The sequence below is a fragment of the Streptomyces sp. 891-h genome, assembly GCF_022760275.1.
GTDB classification, from domain to species: Bacteria; Actinomycetota; Actinomycetes; order Streptomycetales; family Streptomycetaceae; genus Streptomyces; species Streptomyces spirodelae.
In genome coordinates, this window is sequence record NZ_CP050693.1 from 6770040 (window position 1) to 6786529 (window position 16490).

Here is a 16490-nt window from a genome sequence, read left to right on the forward strand (position 1 = left end):
ATGGCGATTGACCTGCTCATCACCGATGGGAACCTGACGGTAGTGGGCGATCCGATCGGGCACTGGACCAGCCTGGACTGCACCCGCAGGTTCAACGAGCCTGGGTCGGGCACTGTGGAACTGCCCGCCTACCCGGAGGTCATGGCGCAACTGCAGCCCGGCTACAGGTTGATGGTGATCCGTGACGGCCAAGTGTGGATGTCCGGCCCGATGGAGATCCCCCAGGACTATTCGTGGAGCATCGGAGAGTCCCCGGAGCCGGGCGTCGGCAAGGTCACCGTCGAATTCACCGACGACCTGGCTCTGCCCGCTGGATACATCACCTGGGCAGACCCAACAGCAACCTGGGCCAACCAGCCAGACACCGCCGCCTACTCGATCACCAACACGAACGCCGAAACCATCATCCGCACCCTCGTGGACGTCAACTGCGGCCCCAGTGCTCTCGCAGCGAGGCGGCTCGCCAACTTCGCACTCGACACAGCCGCAGGGGTCGGCACCACCACGTCTGTGAACACAAGGTTCGAGGGACTGCTGGAGACGTGCCGCCGCGTCGCTGTCGACGGCGGCGGCCTCGGCTTCCGCACCCGCGCTACCAGCACACAGATCCTCTTCGAGGTGTATGCACCGCAGGACCTCACCGCCACCGCCCGGTTCTCCACCGGATTGGGTAACCTCCGCAGCGTCCAATACAAGCAGTCCGCGCCAACCATCACGCACGCCCTGGTGCAGGGCAGCGAAGTCGAGGCTCCAGCGGATCGCATCTTCGTGGAGGTCTCGCACGCGACCGCAGCCAGCGACTGGTGGAGGGTCGAGCAGCTGATCGACGGATCCGCGGAGACTGACACCGACGGCGAGCTGACCCAAGACGGGAATGCCGAGCTTGCCGAGGGCGCGGCCCCTATCGAACTCGCCACCGTCACAGTCGACACCGAAGATTTGCGTGCCGGCGCCGATTTCGACCTCGGCGACAAAGTCACCGTCGAACTGCCGACGGGACTTGAGGTAGCGGACGTTGTGCGGTCCATCCACCTGCAGGCCACCCCGACCAGCGGCGAATACGTCACCACGCTGATCGGATCACCTGAGGCCACCAGCGACCCGCGAATGGTGCAGCTGGTACGAAAGCTCGGCCGCCGGCTCGGCCGACTGGAAGCGAGGTAGCACGTGGCGCAGGACAGCTGGCCGTCGCCGAACCACAACAGCAGAAACGTCACCGACCCCGAATACGAGCGGATAGCCGCCCGGTTCTCCGACGACGGCGTGGACGGCACCCCACTCGATGCCGCGGTGGTCTCTGCCGGTACCGGGCTGCAGGTCGTGGTGCGGTCCGGAGTGTATGCCTCAGTTCGGGGCTTCACCTGGTATTCGGGCTCGGTGGACGACACGCTGACGATCTCAGCCAACGCGGCGGGGTCGACACGGTACGACGCGGTGGTGCTGCGTCTCGACCGCTCCACATGGGACGTGCGGGCGGTGGTGGTGGAAGGCGCGGCGGGCTCCGGCGTTCCGACGCTCACACAGGATATCGGCGATACCGGCGCCTATGAGATCCTGCTCGCGTATGTGACGGTCCCCGACGGAGCATCATCGGTGACTGTCTCCTCCCGGCCGCAGTACATCGGCAGTCGCATCCGCCCCGAGAACGACGGCTCGGCACATCCGAACCCGGACCTGGGGGAAATCTCCTACCGGCCGAACGTTGGCAAATGGCGCGGCTGGAACGGCTCCAACTGGGTCAGCATCTACGAAGACACCGGCCTGCTGACCATCGCCCCGGGGTTCTCCACGTGGAACCAGATCTACAACAACGTCGGCCAGCTCCGTAACGGCTGGGTGTACCTACGGGTGTGGGTACAGCGCACCGGCTCCACGTTCTCCGTGAACGACCCGGACGGCTCAAAGATCGGCGTGGTCCCGTCGGAGCTGGTGTCGGCCTACAACAATTTCTTCCCCGCCCGGTTCACCGGATCCGGAGGAAACGCCCGGGTGGAAGTGCGAGGGGACACCGGAGAAATCTGGATCACCGAGAACGACTCCAACGTCACCGTTGGCCGGGTGCTGTCCCTCACCATGAGCTACCTGAAGATCTAGGAGAGAGATGGCTCGGCATCGGTTCGGCGGCATAGCCGACTATGTGATCAGCCTCGGGGCGGGCAACGCCGCCGTACTCCAGCCCGGCGCCACAGTGACCTGCTGGAACATGACGACCGGCGGCACCCAGTACACCGACCTCACCGAATCCGATGGCACCACCGCGATCGTCAACGGCGAGTTGACCGCCGACGCGAACGGGGCCGTGCCCCAGTTCTACGGGCCCGACGGCGTCCGTAGCGTTTACCTCGACGCCAACGGGGGCGCGGGCCCACGCCGGCGGGCCCTTGCCACGGACCTCGGCGACGACGTCACTACCCTGCGCACGGACCTGGATGCCCACACCGGGGCGGCCAATCCGCACGGCACCAGGCTCAGCGATCTAGCCGACGTGTACGCCCCGAGTATCGACGCCCTGCTCGTCGACAATCCGTTCACGATCGCCCACCGCGGCTCGGGCGGCGAGTTTCCCGAGCACACGCTGCGCGCCTACGAGGCCGCACTCGCCGCGGGGGCGACCGCGATTGAGGTGTCCGTGCGGCGCACCGCCGACGGCGTCCTCGTCGCCTTCCACGACGCCACCCTGGACCGAGTCACCGACCACACCGGCAACCTCGCCGACTGGACATTCGCAGCACTCCGCGAGCAGGTCCGTGTGACGCCGCAAGGGCTGCTCGGCGCCGGCTGGGCCGACCAGCCCATCCCCACACTTGAGGAAGTCATGCAGGCCCTGTACGGCCGGTGTGTGATCTTCCTGGAAGCCAAGAGCAACGACGCCATCGTGCCCCTGCAGGATCTGCTGCTCGCCCGCTACCCCGGGGCCACGCGCAGCGTCGTGTGGAAGGCGTACTATCAGTCCACCAGCCTCACCTGGGCCAAGAGCAACGAGTTCACGACCTGGGCCTACGTGGACGCTGGCACCACCGATGCGCAGATGGACGCCGTCGACGCCAACGTCGATATGTGGGGCGTGCCGCACGGCATGACCGACGCCCGCATCACTGACGTCGTCAACCGCGGCAAGCCTGTCATCTGCTGGGAAGTCCACCGCCACACCGACGTCACCCGGCTCACCGGACTCGGGGTGCAGGGCCTGATGGAGGCCCAGTGGGTGTACCTCAACAACCAGCCCGAGGTCGGTGTCGACCTGTTCGCCTCCCAGGTCAGCATCCCCGGCACCCTCGGAGTCGCCAACTACAACCCGACCTACGCGTTGAAGTACGACGGATCCGGCGGCGCCTACATCAACGTCGTGCCCAACGAGGCCGTACTCATGGGCGGGCACCGGGCACCCGACGGCAACGCGCACACCATCGCGTTCTCCATGAAGTGGGACACGTTGCCGACACCGACGCTCCACTCCGACGTGGCGTTCTGCAAGGCCAGCGACGACAAGTTCGAGTACTTCGCCACCGACAACAGCGCGGGCTACACCCTCTTCCTGCGTGCCAACGGGGACGTCGAGCTGCGCACCCACACGTCCGGGTCGTCATCGTCCACGCTGGTCGACTCAATGACCACCGAGACCCCGGTCGCCGGCGCCTACATGGACTTCTCGATTCAGGTCACCGCCACGCAGGTGATCATCACTCGGTCGGATGTAGGCCCCTACACGCTGACCGTCAATGACACCTCACGCCGCGGGCAGTACTGGCACCTGTCCGTCGGCAGCGTCAACAGTCTCACGAACAAGCCCACCTGGTCGAACATCACCGTAGCCTGATCTGCACGTTTCCCGTTTCCAGCCCCGCCGAGTCGGGGCCTTTCTCATGCCTGGAGGCCCCATGACCATTAAGGGCATCGACGTCAGCTCCTACCAGTCGAGCACGTACAGCACCCGCGGCTACGACTTCGTATTCGTCAAGGCCACCGAGGGCACGGCGTACATCAACCCGAAGATGCGAGCGCAGGCCGACCGGGCACGGAAGGCAGGGCTCGTGGTGGGCTTCTACCACTTTCTGCGCCCCGGCAGCATGTCCGCGCAGGCCCGCTACTTCGTGGAGAAGTGCGCCAGCCAACACGGTGACCCGCTGTGGGCCGACTGGGAGGACCCGCGCGTGAGCTGCGCGGACAAGGACCGCTTCCTTGCCGAGGTGAAGCGGCTCCGTGGCGGCACCCACAAGGTGGGCCTGTACTGCAACGTCGACTATTGGACGCGCCGCGACACCACCAGCAACGCGGGCGACGCCCTGTGGATCGCCCAGTACAACGGCCATCCCGGCTCGCCGAGCATCCGGGCGCCGTGGCTGATCCACCAGTACACGAGTACCCCCGTCGACACCAACGTCGCCCGGTTCGCGTCCCGCGCCGCCATGAAGGCGTGGGCCACCGGCAGCAGTGGCAGCACACAGGAGGACAACATGCCCACTCAGAAGGAGCTGTACGACGGCGTCTGGGAACTCGACGGCCAGATGGCCGTTCCCTGGGGCAGCGACACGAACCCCGAATGGAAGCCCAAGAGCGTCCTCATCCACGTCGGTGAGGTAGCGCGGGAGACCCGGGGACGGGTGAAGAACCTGGAGACTGCGGTCGCCGAGCTGGCGGCGAAGGGTGCGGCCCGGGACGCGGTCCTCGCGAAGCTTGCCGAGGGCGGCGGGCTGACGGCCGCCGAGGTGCAGGCTGCGGCCGAGGCCGGCGCGCAGGCCGCGCTCGACAGGCTGGGGGACGCACTCAGCGCGGACCAGACGTGACGGCCATCGACTACGACCTGGAGTTCCTGGAGGACGGCCGCACCATCGAGCTGATCTCCATCGGGATGGTGTGCGACGACGACCGCGAATACTACGCCGTCAACTCCGATGCGCCCTGGGACCGCATCCGCAAGAACGACTGGCTGATCCGCAACGTCCTCCCCTCGTTGCCCATCACCGGCCGAACCTCGATCGACAGCTACCTCAAGGTCCCTGCGAACAGTTACCCGAAGCCCCCGTTGGACATGGTTGGGGCGGACACCAAAGACATCCAGGTGAAGCCGCACTGGGCCATCGCCAACGAGGTCCGCGACTTCATCCAAGCGGCCGGACCCGACGTCGAACTGTGGGCGAACTACGGCGCCTACGACCACGTGTGTCTCGCCCAGCTCTGGGGCCGGATGATCGACCTGCCGTCGGGCGTGCCGATGTTCACCAACGACATCCAGCAGGAGGCTCGCCGCCTCGGCTTCGGCTGGGACGAGTTGCCCCAGCAGGAGAGCGGCGAGCATAACGCGCTCGCCGACGCCCGCCACAACCAGATCGTCCGGCGCTGGCTAGCAGGACATGCCTGAACCGGAACGCGATCAGTCCATTTCTTCTCTCAGAAGGATTCTGCCGTGAGAACCTTCATGCGTGAGCCAGCGCTCGTCATCAACACCGTATCCGCCGCCCTGTCCCTGCTGGTCACCTTCCAGTTCGGCCTGTCCACCGAGCAGGCCGGCTCCATCGTCGCCGTCGTCAGCGCCGTGTTTGCCGCAGTAGCGGCGGCCGTCACCCGGCCCATCGCCCCGAACGCGTTCACCGGCCTCGTCGCCGCCGTCGCCGTACTCGTCGCCGCCTTCGGCTTCGAGGTAGCCCCGGAAACCGTGGGCGCCGTCAACGGCCTCGTCCTCGCCGCCCTCGCCCTGCTGTCCCGCGGGCAGGTGACCCCCTCCAAGCCCGACGCACCGGCAGCCGGAGCCTGACCGGGGAGCCCACCATGAGCGACGAGCCGACCCTCGGCGAGATCGTCCGCCGATTCGAGGATCGGTTCGCAGACGTCCGAGACGACATCAGGCAACTCGGCGAGCGCATCGACGGCAAGGTCTCCCAAGAGGTGTACGACCTGCGGCACGAAGCGCTCGCCTCCCGCGTCGCAGCCCTGGAAACTCTGCGGGAGAAGGACACCGAACGCATCGTCGCCACCCGCCGCTGGCTCCTCGGCGCTGTCATCGTGCCGCTGGTGGGCATCCTCCTGCCGGTCGTGCTGCTGCTGACTCGAGGGGGCGGATCGTGACACCCCTCCATCTGCGGCAAGAGGAGCGACGCTGGCGCCGCGGAGACGTGCTGGCCATCCTCTGCGCGGTCGCTATCGGCGGTGCCATCGCCTGGATCGTGCTGGTGGTGCAGGGCCTCAACGGTGACCTGCGCGACGCCAACGAAGCCCGTGACGCTCTCGCCAAGCAGGTTGAGCAGCTCGGCGAGAAGCCGGTGGCCGGCCCGCCCGGATCGCGTGGTGACCCCGACGAGGCGAAGCGTGGCCCCCGCGGTCCGCGCGGGCCGGCGGGGGAAAAAGGCGACCGTGGAAGCCCCGGCCCCACCGGCAAGCGGGGCGTTTCCGGAAAGGACGGCGACACCGGCTCCCATGGCAAGACCGGTAAGGCAGGGTCGGACGGACCCAAGGGTGAGAAAGGTGAGCCGGGCGAGGACGGCAAGCAGGGCGAGCCCGGACCTCAAGGCCCGAAGGGTGAACCTGGACCATCTGGCCCTCGCGGGGAGCAGGGGCCGCGGGGAGAGCGTGGGCCCGCCGGCCCGGCGCCGTCCGGCTGGACGTTCACCTACAACGGAGTCACCTACCGGTGCAGCCCGACCTCTGAGGGGTCCACGTCGTACAACTGCCAGCCGTCTGGCGGTGGTGAGCCTGACGGGGGCGGCACGAAACCCGAGACCGCTGCTCTCGATCCGAGCCGCCGCACCTACCCTTAGGAGGACGTTATGCCTCTGCAGTCGCCCCAGCCTGTCACCCCTCGCCCGGACCCGGCCGGCGCCGACCTGGGCTCCCAGGTGGATATGGGGTGGGTGGAGCCGCCGCCCGAACCGTCGCCGGAGCCGCCGCCACCGCCCAGCACGCAGCCGTTCCTCGAACCCGCACCGCCGCCGGACGAGGCGGCATGACAACGCCCCGCTGCCTTCGGGCGGCGGGGCGATTCGTCGCGTGGAGACCTATGACTCGGCCCGCTTTCCTGTAGCGCGTCCTTCTGCGATCTGCTGTGCACGCGCCCGGCTGATGCCGAGCTCGGCGGCCACTCGGGCGTGGCTCAGTCCGTCGCTGCGCATCTCTTGCACTGCTCGCTGCCTAATCTCTCGGAGCCATTTCTGTAGGTCGGGGATGGCCTGGAGTGCGGTACTCACGTCTTTGGCTCGCTGGGTTGGATCGTCTTGCTGGGCGAGGTGGTTGAGGTTCTCGAAGGGGCTTGGCGGGGTCGTCATGGAGCCAGTGTAGGGGGAGGGTTGACATTCTATAAGGGGTCCCCTTACGGTACTGGTGTTCCGCCACCCACCTAGGCGCCCAGGAGGCTCCCATGGCCATTCACCTCATCGCCTACGCCGCCAACAGTGAGCAGCGCATCGCCCGCGTCCTCAGCCCCCGCACACGCCCCTCTTGGAGCGAGGTCCGCGAGCAGTACCCCGACTTCCGCGGGTCCGGCACCTACCTCGGCGTCGAGCCCCAGTACACCCTCACCTACACCACCCCTGGCGGGCCGGCCACCAAGACCGCCAGCGGCAGCAAGGGTGTCGAAACCATCGGCGCACTCCTGGTCCGCGCCGCCGACCGCGGCGAAGCCTGGGGCATCCAGGTCCTCGACGAGGGGGGCGCCGACGTCACCTTCAACTTCGCCTGCTTCAACTGACTGGCTGCAACATCAGGGCCCCATCCCGGGATGGGGCCCTGATGTGTGTGCTCAGAACGCGCGCCCGCTTGACGCTGCCTCACCCTCGATAACATGCAATATCGCGGGCCCCACTCCATCGGAGTGGGGCCCTTCGTCGTTGCGGAATGGCGTCTCCAACTTCCTCCGCATGACGGGCGTTACCGACGGTAGCCCCGTATAATTTCCCTTATACGAGGGAATCTCGACCGCCCGAAGGAGACCAAGATGGGGGCAGCGCTACACCTTGCACACGCCACGCAGGCACCTCCGCCGCCGAAGAGGAAACGCAAGCGTGGCGGAGGGGGAGGCGACGGCTACGACAAGCTCGTCCACCGCGTCTACCAGGACAAGCGGATGACGCCCGAAGCTCGCGAACTGATCCTCCTGCTCGCCTGGCTTGCTGCCCGCGACCCCGACAGGTTCGACGAAGACGGCCAGCTCATCAGTTGGAGGAAGCGTGCCTCCGCGATCCTCGGCGAGTACGGTCCCGGCCCACGTAAGGGATCTCGCCTCGCGGACCTGCTGTACGCGGACCGCCCCCGCTACGAGGACAAGCGCAGCGGCTGGGAAACGAGAGAGTGCGCGGCGCCGATGATCCGCCGAGTTGGCCTGTGCGGGCAACACGGCGTCGACCACGACTGGATCGTCGACCAGGAGACTGGGTGGCGGACAGCGGTCTGGTATTGCCGCCGCCATGAGACTTGGGGGCGAAGCCTTCGCGCTGCACGCCACGAAAATCCCGGACCGGAGCCGATCCCCAATGCCGGCGGCCTCGTGGTCTCTTACCTGATGGCCGAGGGTGAGGAGCAGGCGTGGGCGCGACTCTATGGAGAAGCCGCTGAATGGAAGCGCGACAGGCGGTGGGAGCCCCCGAAGAAGTACGGGCTGCGGGCTGACGACTGGCCTACGTCCGGCGAGGAGTCTGCGCCCGAGAAGGAGCCGTTCCGGCTGCGGCTCGTTACCTCGGACGGCGACCTTGTCTCTGGCGAGGACGCGCGATGACCGGCGAGCCCGAGGAGACGGTCGACGCCGAGCTGGTGGACGACGGCCACCTCCCCGCCCCGCTACCCGCCACCGAGCCCGCCCGGCCGGTGGTGGACCAACACACCATTCTCGCCCCCGGCGACCCACTCCCCACCGAAGCCGACCAACCCACCTACACCGAACGCGACATCCGCGTCTCCGAGCGCACCGCCGAACGGCTCAAGAACAAGTCGAAGCCGAAGAACACCAGCCGCACCTACAGGAACCAGCGCGACCTCTTCGAAGCCTGGTGCACGCGACAGGGCCGGGTGGCGAAGCCCTGCACCACCGCCACCTACGTCGAGTACGTCGCCGAGCTGATCGAGTCCGGCAAGTCACCGAACAGCATCTCCGTCGCCATGTCCGCCATCCGCACCTGGATGCCCGACGACAAGAAACCCGGCACCCAAGAAGCACGCGGCATGCTCAACGAGTACAAGAAGGAGTGGGCCCGCCGCGTCGGCGTGAAGAAGGCACCCGCCATCACCGACACCATGCTCCGCGCCATGGTGGCCACCTGCGACGAGCAGCACCCCATCGGCATCCGCGACCGAGCCGTCCTCCTCCTCGGCCGCGGCGCACTCAACCGCCGCATCGAACTCGCCGACCTCACCATCGGCAACGTGACGGTAGAGACCGACGGCGTCGCTCTCTGGTTCGCGGCTTCCAAGACCGACCAGGAGGCCAAAGGGGAGGAGACGTTTATCCCCGCCTGGGACGACCCGCTCCTCGACCCCGTCCGCGCCACCCGCGCCTGGCTCGACGTCCTCCACCGCCTCGACGTCCACGACGGTGCGTTCATCCGCGCACTCACCCGCGAAGGCCGCCTTCAGTCCCGCATCACCGCGACCGAACGAGGCGAACACGTCACCGGCGACGCCATCAACGACTGGGTACGAGGGCGCGCACGGCAAGCCGGCATCACCGGCTGGGAAAAGATCACCGCGCACGGGCTGCGACGAGGCGGCGCCCAAGCCATCGCCGACGCCGGGGGAGACCCAACCGCCCAAGGCCGCTGGAAGGCGGGCAGCGCCGTGGTGAAACGCGAGTACCTCGATCGGGCACAGTCCCGCGCCGAGAACCCGTGGCTCAAGCTCGCACGCCGCACCGAACCCGACGACTGACCATCCCGCCTACAGCCTCGCCGCGAAACTCGCCGCCAGACTCAACACCGAAGAGGAGAAGTGACCATGCCGAAGTCCGACACCAATCCCCTACGTACCCGCTTGCTGGACTCTGAACAGGGCTGGTTCCCTGCCGTCTTCCCCGGCACTTGTGAGGGCTGCGGGAAGCGGTTCAAGCCCGGTGCTGCGATCCGCATGCGCGCCTCGCTGGGGTGGCGCGCGGAGTGCTGCGCTGAGCAGAGCGAACGCCGCTGACCCGCCCGCAGAACGGTGCCCCCGCCAGTCGTAGTGGCGGGGGCACCGCTGTGTGACCCTACCCGCCGCTGGGTGCCCACTCCCAGGCTCCGCCGCCGCGCCAGTCGATGAGGGCGGTGTCGTCGAGCCGCACATGCTCCCGTTCCAGCCCGACCTCTTCCAGCATGTCCAGCACGTCCATCGCGTTGTAGGCGACGCCGAGGATCCGGCCCCGAGCTACCACCCGCCGGCCGCCCTCAGCGTCAGGCGGATACACGACGACGGGGGCCATACACCCACCGTGCGACACGGTGGGCGCGGGCGCATCTTGGCAGCTATCCGACCTGGTGGACGGGGCCCATGCTCAGTCGTGGCTGAGAGCTGTTCCGATGTGCTGTCGCGCGCCTCGACGCCTTGGCTGCTTACCCCGCTTTGCCACCGGTCGTGGGTCAAGCTCAAGTTCGTCGGCCCAGCGGCGCATCACCGCGTAAGAGACGCCGAGGCGGCGGTGCACGTCCGTCACGGTGAAAGACAGATCGGTCCACATTTCGCGTAACTGCTGCTCCTGTGCGGCGCTCATCGTGCGCTTCGGGCGTCCCCCACGGCGCCTCGGCGGAGGAAGGACGGCCGCAAGCTGCGGGTGGCGCGCGGCCTGGGAGCGTAGATGCGTGATGCTCAACCGGGCTTTCGCAGCAGCAGCGCTGATGGTTCCGCCTTCCTTCAAAACCTGAACTGCCATATCGAGGCGCCGCTGGGTCACCGCGTTCTGAGGGACAACGGTGAGCTGGTCGAGCCACTTCAGCACCGCTTCTTCCGCTGCCGCGAAATGGGGATCAGCCCTGCGGTAGCGCTCAAGAGCCCCGGCAGAGAGACCGGTGACGGTCATGGACAGACTGACCGCGCCGCCGGTGCGGGTGAGGGCAGCGAGGTAGTCGCCCATCTGCGCGGCCTTCTGGACGGTCTCAGGGAGCCCGTCAATGGCGGCGCGCAGCTCACCGTCGGTTACGGCGTGGTTCGACAGCGCGGAGCGGGTGACGCCGACCCTGGCGGCGGCCTGATCGACGCTTTCCCCCGCGCGGCGTGCGGCGAGGAAGTCGCTGCGTTGCTCCGGGGTCAGGCCGCGGTACTTGCGGGTCTCCGCGTTGTGTGCGGCCCGGCAGCGCCAGCAGCGGCCTCCCTTGCGCCAGCCGTTCGGGGTGCCGCAACCGCGCCGGTACGCTGCGCAGTCGCTCATGCCTGCGCCTCGTGCCGGTCGGCGGCGTCTGCGTAGGCGATGGACAGGGCGGGAACTTCCTGGGCGACGCGGGCGATGACGGCACGGTGCCAGGACGCGGGGAACGGGACCTCGGGATGCGCAGCGTGGTACTCGGCATCGTCCCGGTACGTGATCACCCCCGGGTCGGGCAGATCCATCAGCTTGCCGATGATGCCGGAGACGAACTCCCCGGTCCGCCGCTCCAGGTCCTCGATCTCCAGACGGACCCCGTCGGGGATGGCGTACTTGCCCTGCTCCCAGTGCCGCACCGTGCGCCCCGAGACCCCGAGGTGCTCGGCGAGCCAGTCCCCCGTCAGGCCGAGGAATTCCCGCACGACCTTGAACTCGGCGGGCGTCATCCGCTCGTCCTCGGGCATGCCGGGTGGATCGGTGTACTCGGTCATGGTGCGTCCCTCCAGGGATAGCAGCGGGCCGCCTCGACCGGGGTGAGGCGGCCCTCGTGCACGTGATGATGGTCAGGCGTCGCGAAGGGCTCGGGTGACCTCGCTGTCCGGGACCTCCTGGCGGTGCCCGTCGTCAAGGAGCACGACCACGGTCTCGTTCGTCACGTCCTCGACCTCGCCGGTGGACGACCAGCCCTCGGGGAGTGAGTCGGGGGAGACGCTGACCTTGTCGCCGACCGCGAGCGGGGCGCTGTCGTTGTCGACGTCGTGGCGCTGGATGATGGCGAACAGGTCGATGCCCTCGATGATTTCGCTGATGTCCAGCTCGCCGTCCCACGTGTAGTCGTCCGGGTAGAAGGGGCCGATGAAGTCGTTGCCCACCAGGTGCACGCCCTCGGGGAGTGCGTTGTCGATGGCGTCGCGGTAGTCGGAGGCGATGCGGTCGAGGGCGCCGGAGGTCTCCATACGCTTCTGCCATTCGCTGTCGCCGCCGTTGATGGCGTCCAGGATGGTGGCCTCGACCGACACGTTGTAGCTGTCGCCGTGATTGCACCAGGTGCCGTAGTCGGTGGTGGTGGTCATAGCAGTCCCCTTTGCTTGATTGGATGTCGGTGCTTCTGAGTCAGAGGGCGGCGATGGCGCTGCGGATACCGTCAACGACGGCCTCCCACAGTTCGTCGCGGTCGGCGACGCGGGACTCGCTCCAGCCGAACCGGCAGTGCAGCTTGCCGTCGGCGGCGTCGTACCACACCTTGTCGATGGAGCCGAGGAGCTTGCCCGCCTGGGAGTTGGGGATGCGCTCGCCCTGGTAGCTGGCAGAGGAGATGTTGCCGGTGTTGTAGCGGCTGGTCTCGATGCCCGCGAAGTGCGCCCAGTTGTTGATGTAGACGCGGTCGTGGCCGTTCTTCTGCCACCGGTTGCCGCCGATCGCGGTCATGGTGTCGACGGTGAACTCGACTGTGCGGGCGGGGCGCTTGAGGGCGCCGATGGCGATGCGGGCGGCGAGGGAGGCGGAGTCGATGACCCAGCGGCCGGCCTGCTTGACGGCGGAGACGGCTCCGTAGCGGCACCAGGTGCGGATGGTGTCGACGGTGACGTTTGCCTGGGCGGCGGCTGCGGTGGTGTTCATCGTCCGGGTCCTTCCGGTGGGGTCTGGGGCTGTTCCCCTGACCTCATGCCACCAATGTAGCTTCCTAAAATAGGAAAGCGCAAGGGGGGTTGTGTGACTCTTCTCTGTCCGTGCCATAATCAACGAGCTCGCCTGCGTGAGGCGCGCAGCTCCACTCCTGGCTGCGATCGCCTGCTGCAACGCGCAGGCGTAGCTAGCGCCGGTTCTTGCACAGTGCCCGGCGCCTGCTCCCCGCCACTGCGGGGCTACGCGTTAGGACCCCCGCCCGTCTTGTGGGCGGGGGTCTTCTGCTTCACCGGCTTGTGCCCTGGAGCCCGGGTCAGGCGCGCATACGCAACTCTGGTTGAACCCGCAATCATGCGGGTATCCCATGCGTCAGCCTGATGAATCCACGCATAGGCCGCCACAACGGGCGTGACCCCCCACAACTGAATAAGGAGATCATCTTGGGTAGAACCCTCGGCGTCATAGCCGCCACCATCGCCGCCGTGACGTTCCTCACCGGCTCCCAGGCCACGGCGCAGCAGGCCACCAGCAGCACCCTCACCATGCAGGGCTACGGCTGGAAACTCACCGACATCGTCGGCGTGTACGCCATCAGCCCCAGCGAGACGTACACCATCACGTTCGAGACGGCCGCGATGAAAGCCCGCTACGCGCCGTACTACACCGAAGCGCTGAAGCAGATCCGCGACGCCGGCATCCACATCGAAATCGGCGGCGTCGAACCCGTCGACATCAACCAGTGCGGGCCCAAGAACCACATCCAGGTCACCGAACGCTACAGGCCCGTCGGCACCCCCGGCTGGAGCAAGGGCGTCCCCTGCCCCTGGCAACCGCAGGGCCTCGGGCGCGGCGGCCTCGTCATCTACAACTCGGAGTACTGGGACGGCTCGTGGTACATCAGCAAAGCCAACCTCCACAACACCATCGTCCACGAGGTCCTACACGCCATGGGACTCAACCACCCCAACGTGGATCTCGACGGCGACGGCACCGTCGAGCCGTATGAGTGCGTCGCCACCAGCTACGGCAACAAGCCGATCATGTGCTCGCCCAGCGGCGGCTACCACACCAGCAACATGGGCAAGCTCGTCCACTTCGACGTGAGCGGGCTGAAGGCGCTCCTCGCCAACGCCCGCGCACAGGGCATCTCATAGCCCACCGCCTGTCACCCTGGCCTGCCACACTGGACGCATCATCCATCGTGCTGGCTGCATGTGGACGGCAGGCCCCGCCAACAGCGCGGCGGGGCCGACGCCGTGAGAAAGGGGGAGCCATGAAGCCCCGCCCCGCCGATGATGACCGGCTCGACCCCCGCGCGGCCCGCGTCTGTACGTGCATGCACGCGGACTTCCGTCACCCCCACGGACCGTGCTCGGGCTACGACTCTTACGGGCAGCCCTGCAAATGCCCGTCACTTGAGGTGGATCGCGTGTGGAGCGGCCTGGGCGACGAGGAGCCCTAGCCTGCCTCGGCTGCCCGTGCGGCCTGCTTGAGCCCCTGCTCGGCGGCGTTCCAGCCATGCTCCGCCACGAGCCCGGAGTCCTCAAGGGCGGCGTTCTTCGCGGCGGCGGCCTGCCGCATCTTCTCCCGCAGCGGCTCCGGATCATCCCCCGTGTACGCCATCAGCTCACGGTCCGCGGCGAACACCTTCAGCTGCAGCTCGATCAGGTGCGCGTGTTTCTCGGGGTCGATCACATTCGCCATGCTGCGATCCTACGGTTGCCGTCTGACAACTCACGCCGCGGCCGTCAGCTCCCGCGCCACGGCCTCCCGCCACACCGCACGCAGCCTGTCCAGCTCCGCCAGAGCCTCCGGCGTCCACACCACACGGCCGGCGACATGGCGGCGGATCGCCGCGTTCGCCGCAGTCGCCGTGATGCACCGGCCGCAGCACACCCCCGTCGTGGTCATGGGGCGAGTCTAAGAGCTCGCACCGTCAGCGAAGCCGCCCTCGGGGGCCTGAATGTAGGTGCCTTTGGAAGGGACCGTTATGGCCAGCCCGCGGTCGCGGAGCACCCGGATTGCCCTCCGTGCACTCATGTAGGAGACCCCGTATTCGCGGGCAAGGTCTGGTTCTGCGGGCAGGCGGGCGCCGGGTTGGAGCTCACCGGCTTCGATGCGACGCGTGAGGTCGTCGGCCACCTGGACATACACGTAGACCGGCAGGCTGGGGTCAACCCGCCCACCAAGATCATCTCCCATGTTGTCACACGGTAGAGCGCCCCTGAGCTGCACAGATCGATGGGTAGCTCCCTATAGCTATAGGTAGCGATGCATAGCGGCTACCCTCAGAGGGGTTGTCGTGATCGGCGGTTCGGCCCAACGCGGCTGCAAGAGGGGTGGGGGTAGGTGGCTGAATTCCCAACGCCTTCACCTGTCCTCCGATTAGGGGTCCACGCTGCGGGTACTCGTGCTTAGCCGCCCCCTGAGCTGCCGTGACTCCCTCTGCACCCCCCTTGTGTGGGAGTCACGGCACACTCATCACTCGAATGAGTGATCGAATTTCGGCCAGCCCGTCCCTACGGTTAATGATCAGCAGGTGGTCGACCCTTGGGGCGCCAGTCCTACCTCCCAAGTAGGTGCCCCCGAGTGGCCGGCCGCCTGCGTTGGGAGACGTTGGGAGACGCTGGGAGACGAGTGGGAGATGATCATGGGGAGCAGGCTCGATCTGACTCTAAAAACTACTAGAAGCCACTAGGGCATTCACCCGGTCACCGCGCCCCGAAAATACCCGCTCAGCCGACCGACTCGCCCGCGTGCGGGCTGAGCACGCCCGCCGCCATCAGCGCGAACAGCGCCAGCCCCAGCAGGATGCGGTAGATGACGAACGGCATGAAGCTGCGGGTTGAAATGAACTTCATGAACCACGCGATGACGGCATATGCCACCACAAAGGCCAGCGCGGTGGCGAAGAGCGTGGGCCCCCAGGAGACATGGCCCTCGCCGATGTCCTTGAGCTCGAACAGGCCGGAGGCGAGCACAGCGGGGACCGCCAGCAGGAACGAGTAGCGGGCCGCCGCCTCGCGCCGGTACCCCATGAACAGGCCGCCGCTGATGGTGGCGCCCGACCGGGACACGCCGGGTACCAGCGCCATCGCCTGCGCGCAGCCGTAGAGCAGGCCGTCGCGCACGGTCAGCTGCTCGAGGGACTTGCGCTCGCGGCGAGCCCGGTGGCGGCCGCCCTTGGTGTCGCGGGCGGCCATCCGGTCTGCGACGCCCAGCACGAGGCCGATGCCCACCAGGGTGGTGGCGATCAGCCGAAGATCGCGGAACGGGCCCTCGATCTGGTCCTTGAAGGCCAGCCCGAGCACCCCGATCGGGATGGAGCCGACGATGACGAGCCAGCCCATCCGCGCGTTGTGGTCGGCTCGGGCCTCGCGGTTGTAGAGCGAGCGGAACCAGGCGGCGAGGATGCGGCCGATGTCCTTGCGGAAGAAGATCAGGACGGCGGTCTCGGTGCCGATCTGGGTGACGGCGGTGAAGGCCGCGCCCGGGTCGTGCCAGCCGGCGAACGCCGCGACCAGCCGCAGATGGGCGCTGGAGGAGATCGGGAGAAACTCTGTCAGTCCCTGGACGAGTCCGAGGACAAAGGATTCAAACCAAGACATCTGCGGCG

The 16490-nt window shown here is 67.5% G+C and carries 22 protein-coding genes; 13 read left to right on the forward strand and 9 right to left on the reverse strand.

Features of this window, described 5'->3' with window-relative positions; all coding sequences use genetic code 11:
* From HC362_RS29880 to HC362_RS29935, 12 genes are all read left to right on the forward strand, one after another.
* Complete coding sequence (locus HC362_RS29880) at positions 1-1164, forward strand: siphovirus ReqiPepy6 Gp37-like family protein (protein WP_243087275.1); 1164 nt, start codon at positions 1-3, stop codon at positions 1162-1164.
* A gap of 3 nt (positions 1165-1167) precedes the next feature.
* Complete coding sequence (locus HC362_RS29885) at positions 1168-2094, forward strand: hypothetical protein (protein WP_243087276.1); 927 nt, start codon at positions 1168-1170, stop codon at positions 2092-2094.
* A 7-nt stretch (positions 2095-2101) separates the two neighbouring features.
* Positions 2102-3817 carry a glycerophosphodiester phosphodiesterase family protein gene (locus HC362_RS29890; RefSeq protein WP_243087277.1) on the forward strand — a complete coding sequence of 572 codons (1716 nt, stop codon included), beginning with the start codon at positions 2102-2104 and terminating at the stop codon, positions 3815-3817.
* A gap of 61 nt (positions 3818-3878) precedes the next feature.
* Entirely contained in the window at positions 3879-4784 is a 906-nt protein-coding gene (locus HC362_RS29895) for a glycoside hydrolase family 25 protein (protein WP_243087278.1), read from the forward strand.
* A complete protein-coding gene (locus HC362_RS29900) occupies positions 4781-5359 on the forward strand; it encodes a 3'-5' exoribonuclease (RefSeq protein ID WP_243087279.1) in 579 nt (192 codons plus the stop codon). The genes HC362_RS29895 and HC362_RS29900 overlap by 4 nt, the downstream gene beginning before the upstream one ends.
* A gap of 45 nt (positions 5360-5404) precedes the next feature.
* Positions 5405-5752: a hypothetical protein gene (locus HC362_RS29905; protein ID WP_243087280.1), complete on the forward strand. Its 348-nt coding sequence runs from the start codon at positions 5405-5407 to the stop codon at positions 5750-5752.
* A gap of 14 nt (positions 5753-5766) precedes the next feature.
* Positions 5767-6063 carry a hypothetical protein gene (locus HC362_RS29910; protein WP_243087281.1) on the forward strand — a complete coding sequence of 99 codons (297 nt, stop codon included), beginning with the start codon at positions 5767-5769 and terminating at the stop codon, positions 6061-6063.
* Positions 6060-6752 carry a collagen-like protein gene (locus tag HC362_RS29915; RefSeq protein WP_243087282.1) on the forward strand — a complete coding sequence of 231 codons (693 nt, stop codon included), beginning with the start codon at positions 6060-6062 and terminating at the stop codon, positions 6750-6752. The genes HC362_RS29910 and HC362_RS29915 overlap by 4 nt, the downstream gene beginning before the upstream one ends.
* A 9-nt stretch (positions 6753-6761) precedes the next feature.
* Complete coding sequence (locus HC362_RS29920; RefSeq protein ID WP_243087283.1) at positions 6762-6941, forward strand: hypothetical protein; 180 nt, start codon at positions 6762-6764, stop codon at positions 6939-6941.
* A 407-nt stretch (positions 6942-7348) separates the two neighbouring features.
* Complete coding sequence (locus HC362_RS29925; protein WP_243087284.1) at positions 7349-7678, forward strand: hypothetical protein; 330 nt, start codon at positions 7349-7351, stop codon at positions 7676-7678.
* A gap of 246 nt (positions 7679-7924) precedes the next feature.
* Positions 7925-8701 (forward strand): hypothetical protein, encoded by a 777-nt coding sequence (locus tag HC362_RS29930; protein WP_243087285.1) that lies wholly within the window; start codon positions 7925-7927, stop codon positions 8699-8701.
* The gene (locus tag HC362_RS29935; protein ID WP_243087286.1) at positions 8698-9846 is read left to right on the forward strand and encodes a tyrosine-type recombinase/integrase; all 1149 of its coding nucleotides are present in this window, start codon (positions 8698-8700) and stop codon (positions 9844-9846) included. The genes HC362_RS29930 and HC362_RS29935 overlap by 4 nt, the downstream gene beginning before the upstream one ends.
* 313 nt (positions 9847-10159) lie before the next feature.
* On the opposite strand, the gene HC362_RS29940 is transcribed toward HC362_RS29935, so the two are convergent.
* The 5 genes from HC362_RS29940 to HC362_RS29960 form a co-directional block, all read right to left on the reverse strand.
* Positions 10160-10372: a hypothetical protein gene (locus tag HC362_RS29940; RefSeq protein ID WP_243087287.1), complete on the reverse strand. Its 213-nt coding sequence runs from the start codon at positions 10370-10372 to the stop codon at positions 10160-10162.
* A 72-nt stretch (positions 10373-10444) separates the two neighbouring features.
* A complete protein-coding gene (locus HC362_RS29945) occupies positions 10445-11314 on the reverse strand; it encodes a hypothetical protein (RefSeq protein WP_243087288.1) in 870 nt (289 codons plus the stop codon).
* Entirely contained in the window at positions 11311-11739 is a 429-nt protein-coding gene (locus HC362_RS29950) for a DUF1870 family protein (protein WP_243087289.1), read from the reverse strand. Before HC362_RS29950 ends, HC362_RS29945 begins: the two co-directional genes overlap by 4 nt.
* Positions 11740-11811: 72 nt before the next feature.
* Positions 11812-12321 carry a hypothetical protein gene (locus HC362_RS29955; protein WP_243087290.1) on the reverse strand — a complete coding sequence of 170 codons (510 nt, stop codon included), beginning with the start codon at positions 12319-12321 and terminating at the stop codon, positions 11812-11814.
* 40 nt (positions 12322-12361) lie between these two features.
* Positions 12362-12868: a hypothetical protein gene (locus HC362_RS29960; RefSeq protein WP_243088952.1), complete on the reverse strand. Its 507-nt coding sequence runs from the start codon at positions 12866-12868 to the stop codon at positions 12362-12364.
* Positions 12869-13314: 446 nt separating this feature from the next.
* On the opposite strand from HC362_RS29960, the gene HC362_RS29965 reads away from it, so the two are divergent.
* A complete protein-coding gene (locus tag HC362_RS29965; protein ID WP_243087291.1) occupies positions 13315-14028 on the forward strand; it encodes a hypothetical protein in 714 nt (237 codons plus the stop codon).
* A 304-nt stretch (positions 14029-14332) separates the two neighbouring features.
* Here the strand turns inward: HC362_RS29965 and HC362_RS29970 are convergent, their stop codons facing one another.
* The 4 genes from HC362_RS29970 to HC362_RS29985 all read right to left on the reverse strand — a co-directional run bounded on the left by HC362_RS29970 (position 14333) and on the right by HC362_RS29985 (position 16482).
* Positions 14333-14578, reverse strand: coding sequence for a hypothetical protein (locus HC362_RS29970; RefSeq protein ID WP_243087292.1), 246 nt, complete (start codon positions 14576-14578; stop codon positions 14333-14335).
* 30 nt (positions 14579-14608) lie between these two features.
* On the reverse strand, positions 14609-14785 hold the full coding sequence (locus HC362_RS29975; protein WP_243087293.1) for a hypothetical protein: 177 nt from the start codon (positions 14783-14785) through the stop codon (positions 14609-14611).
* Positions 14786-14794: 9 nt separating this feature from the next.
* Complete coding sequence (locus HC362_RS29980; RefSeq protein WP_243087294.1) at positions 14795-15076, reverse strand: winged helix-turn-helix domain-containing protein; 282 nt, start codon at positions 15074-15076, stop codon at positions 14795-14797.
* A gap of 533 nt (positions 15077-15609) precedes the next feature.
* Entirely contained in the window at positions 15610-16482 is an 873-nt protein-coding gene (locus HC362_RS29985; protein WP_243087295.1) for an undecaprenyl-diphosphate phosphatase, read from the reverse strand.
* Positions 16483-16490 lie beyond the last annotated feature (8 nt).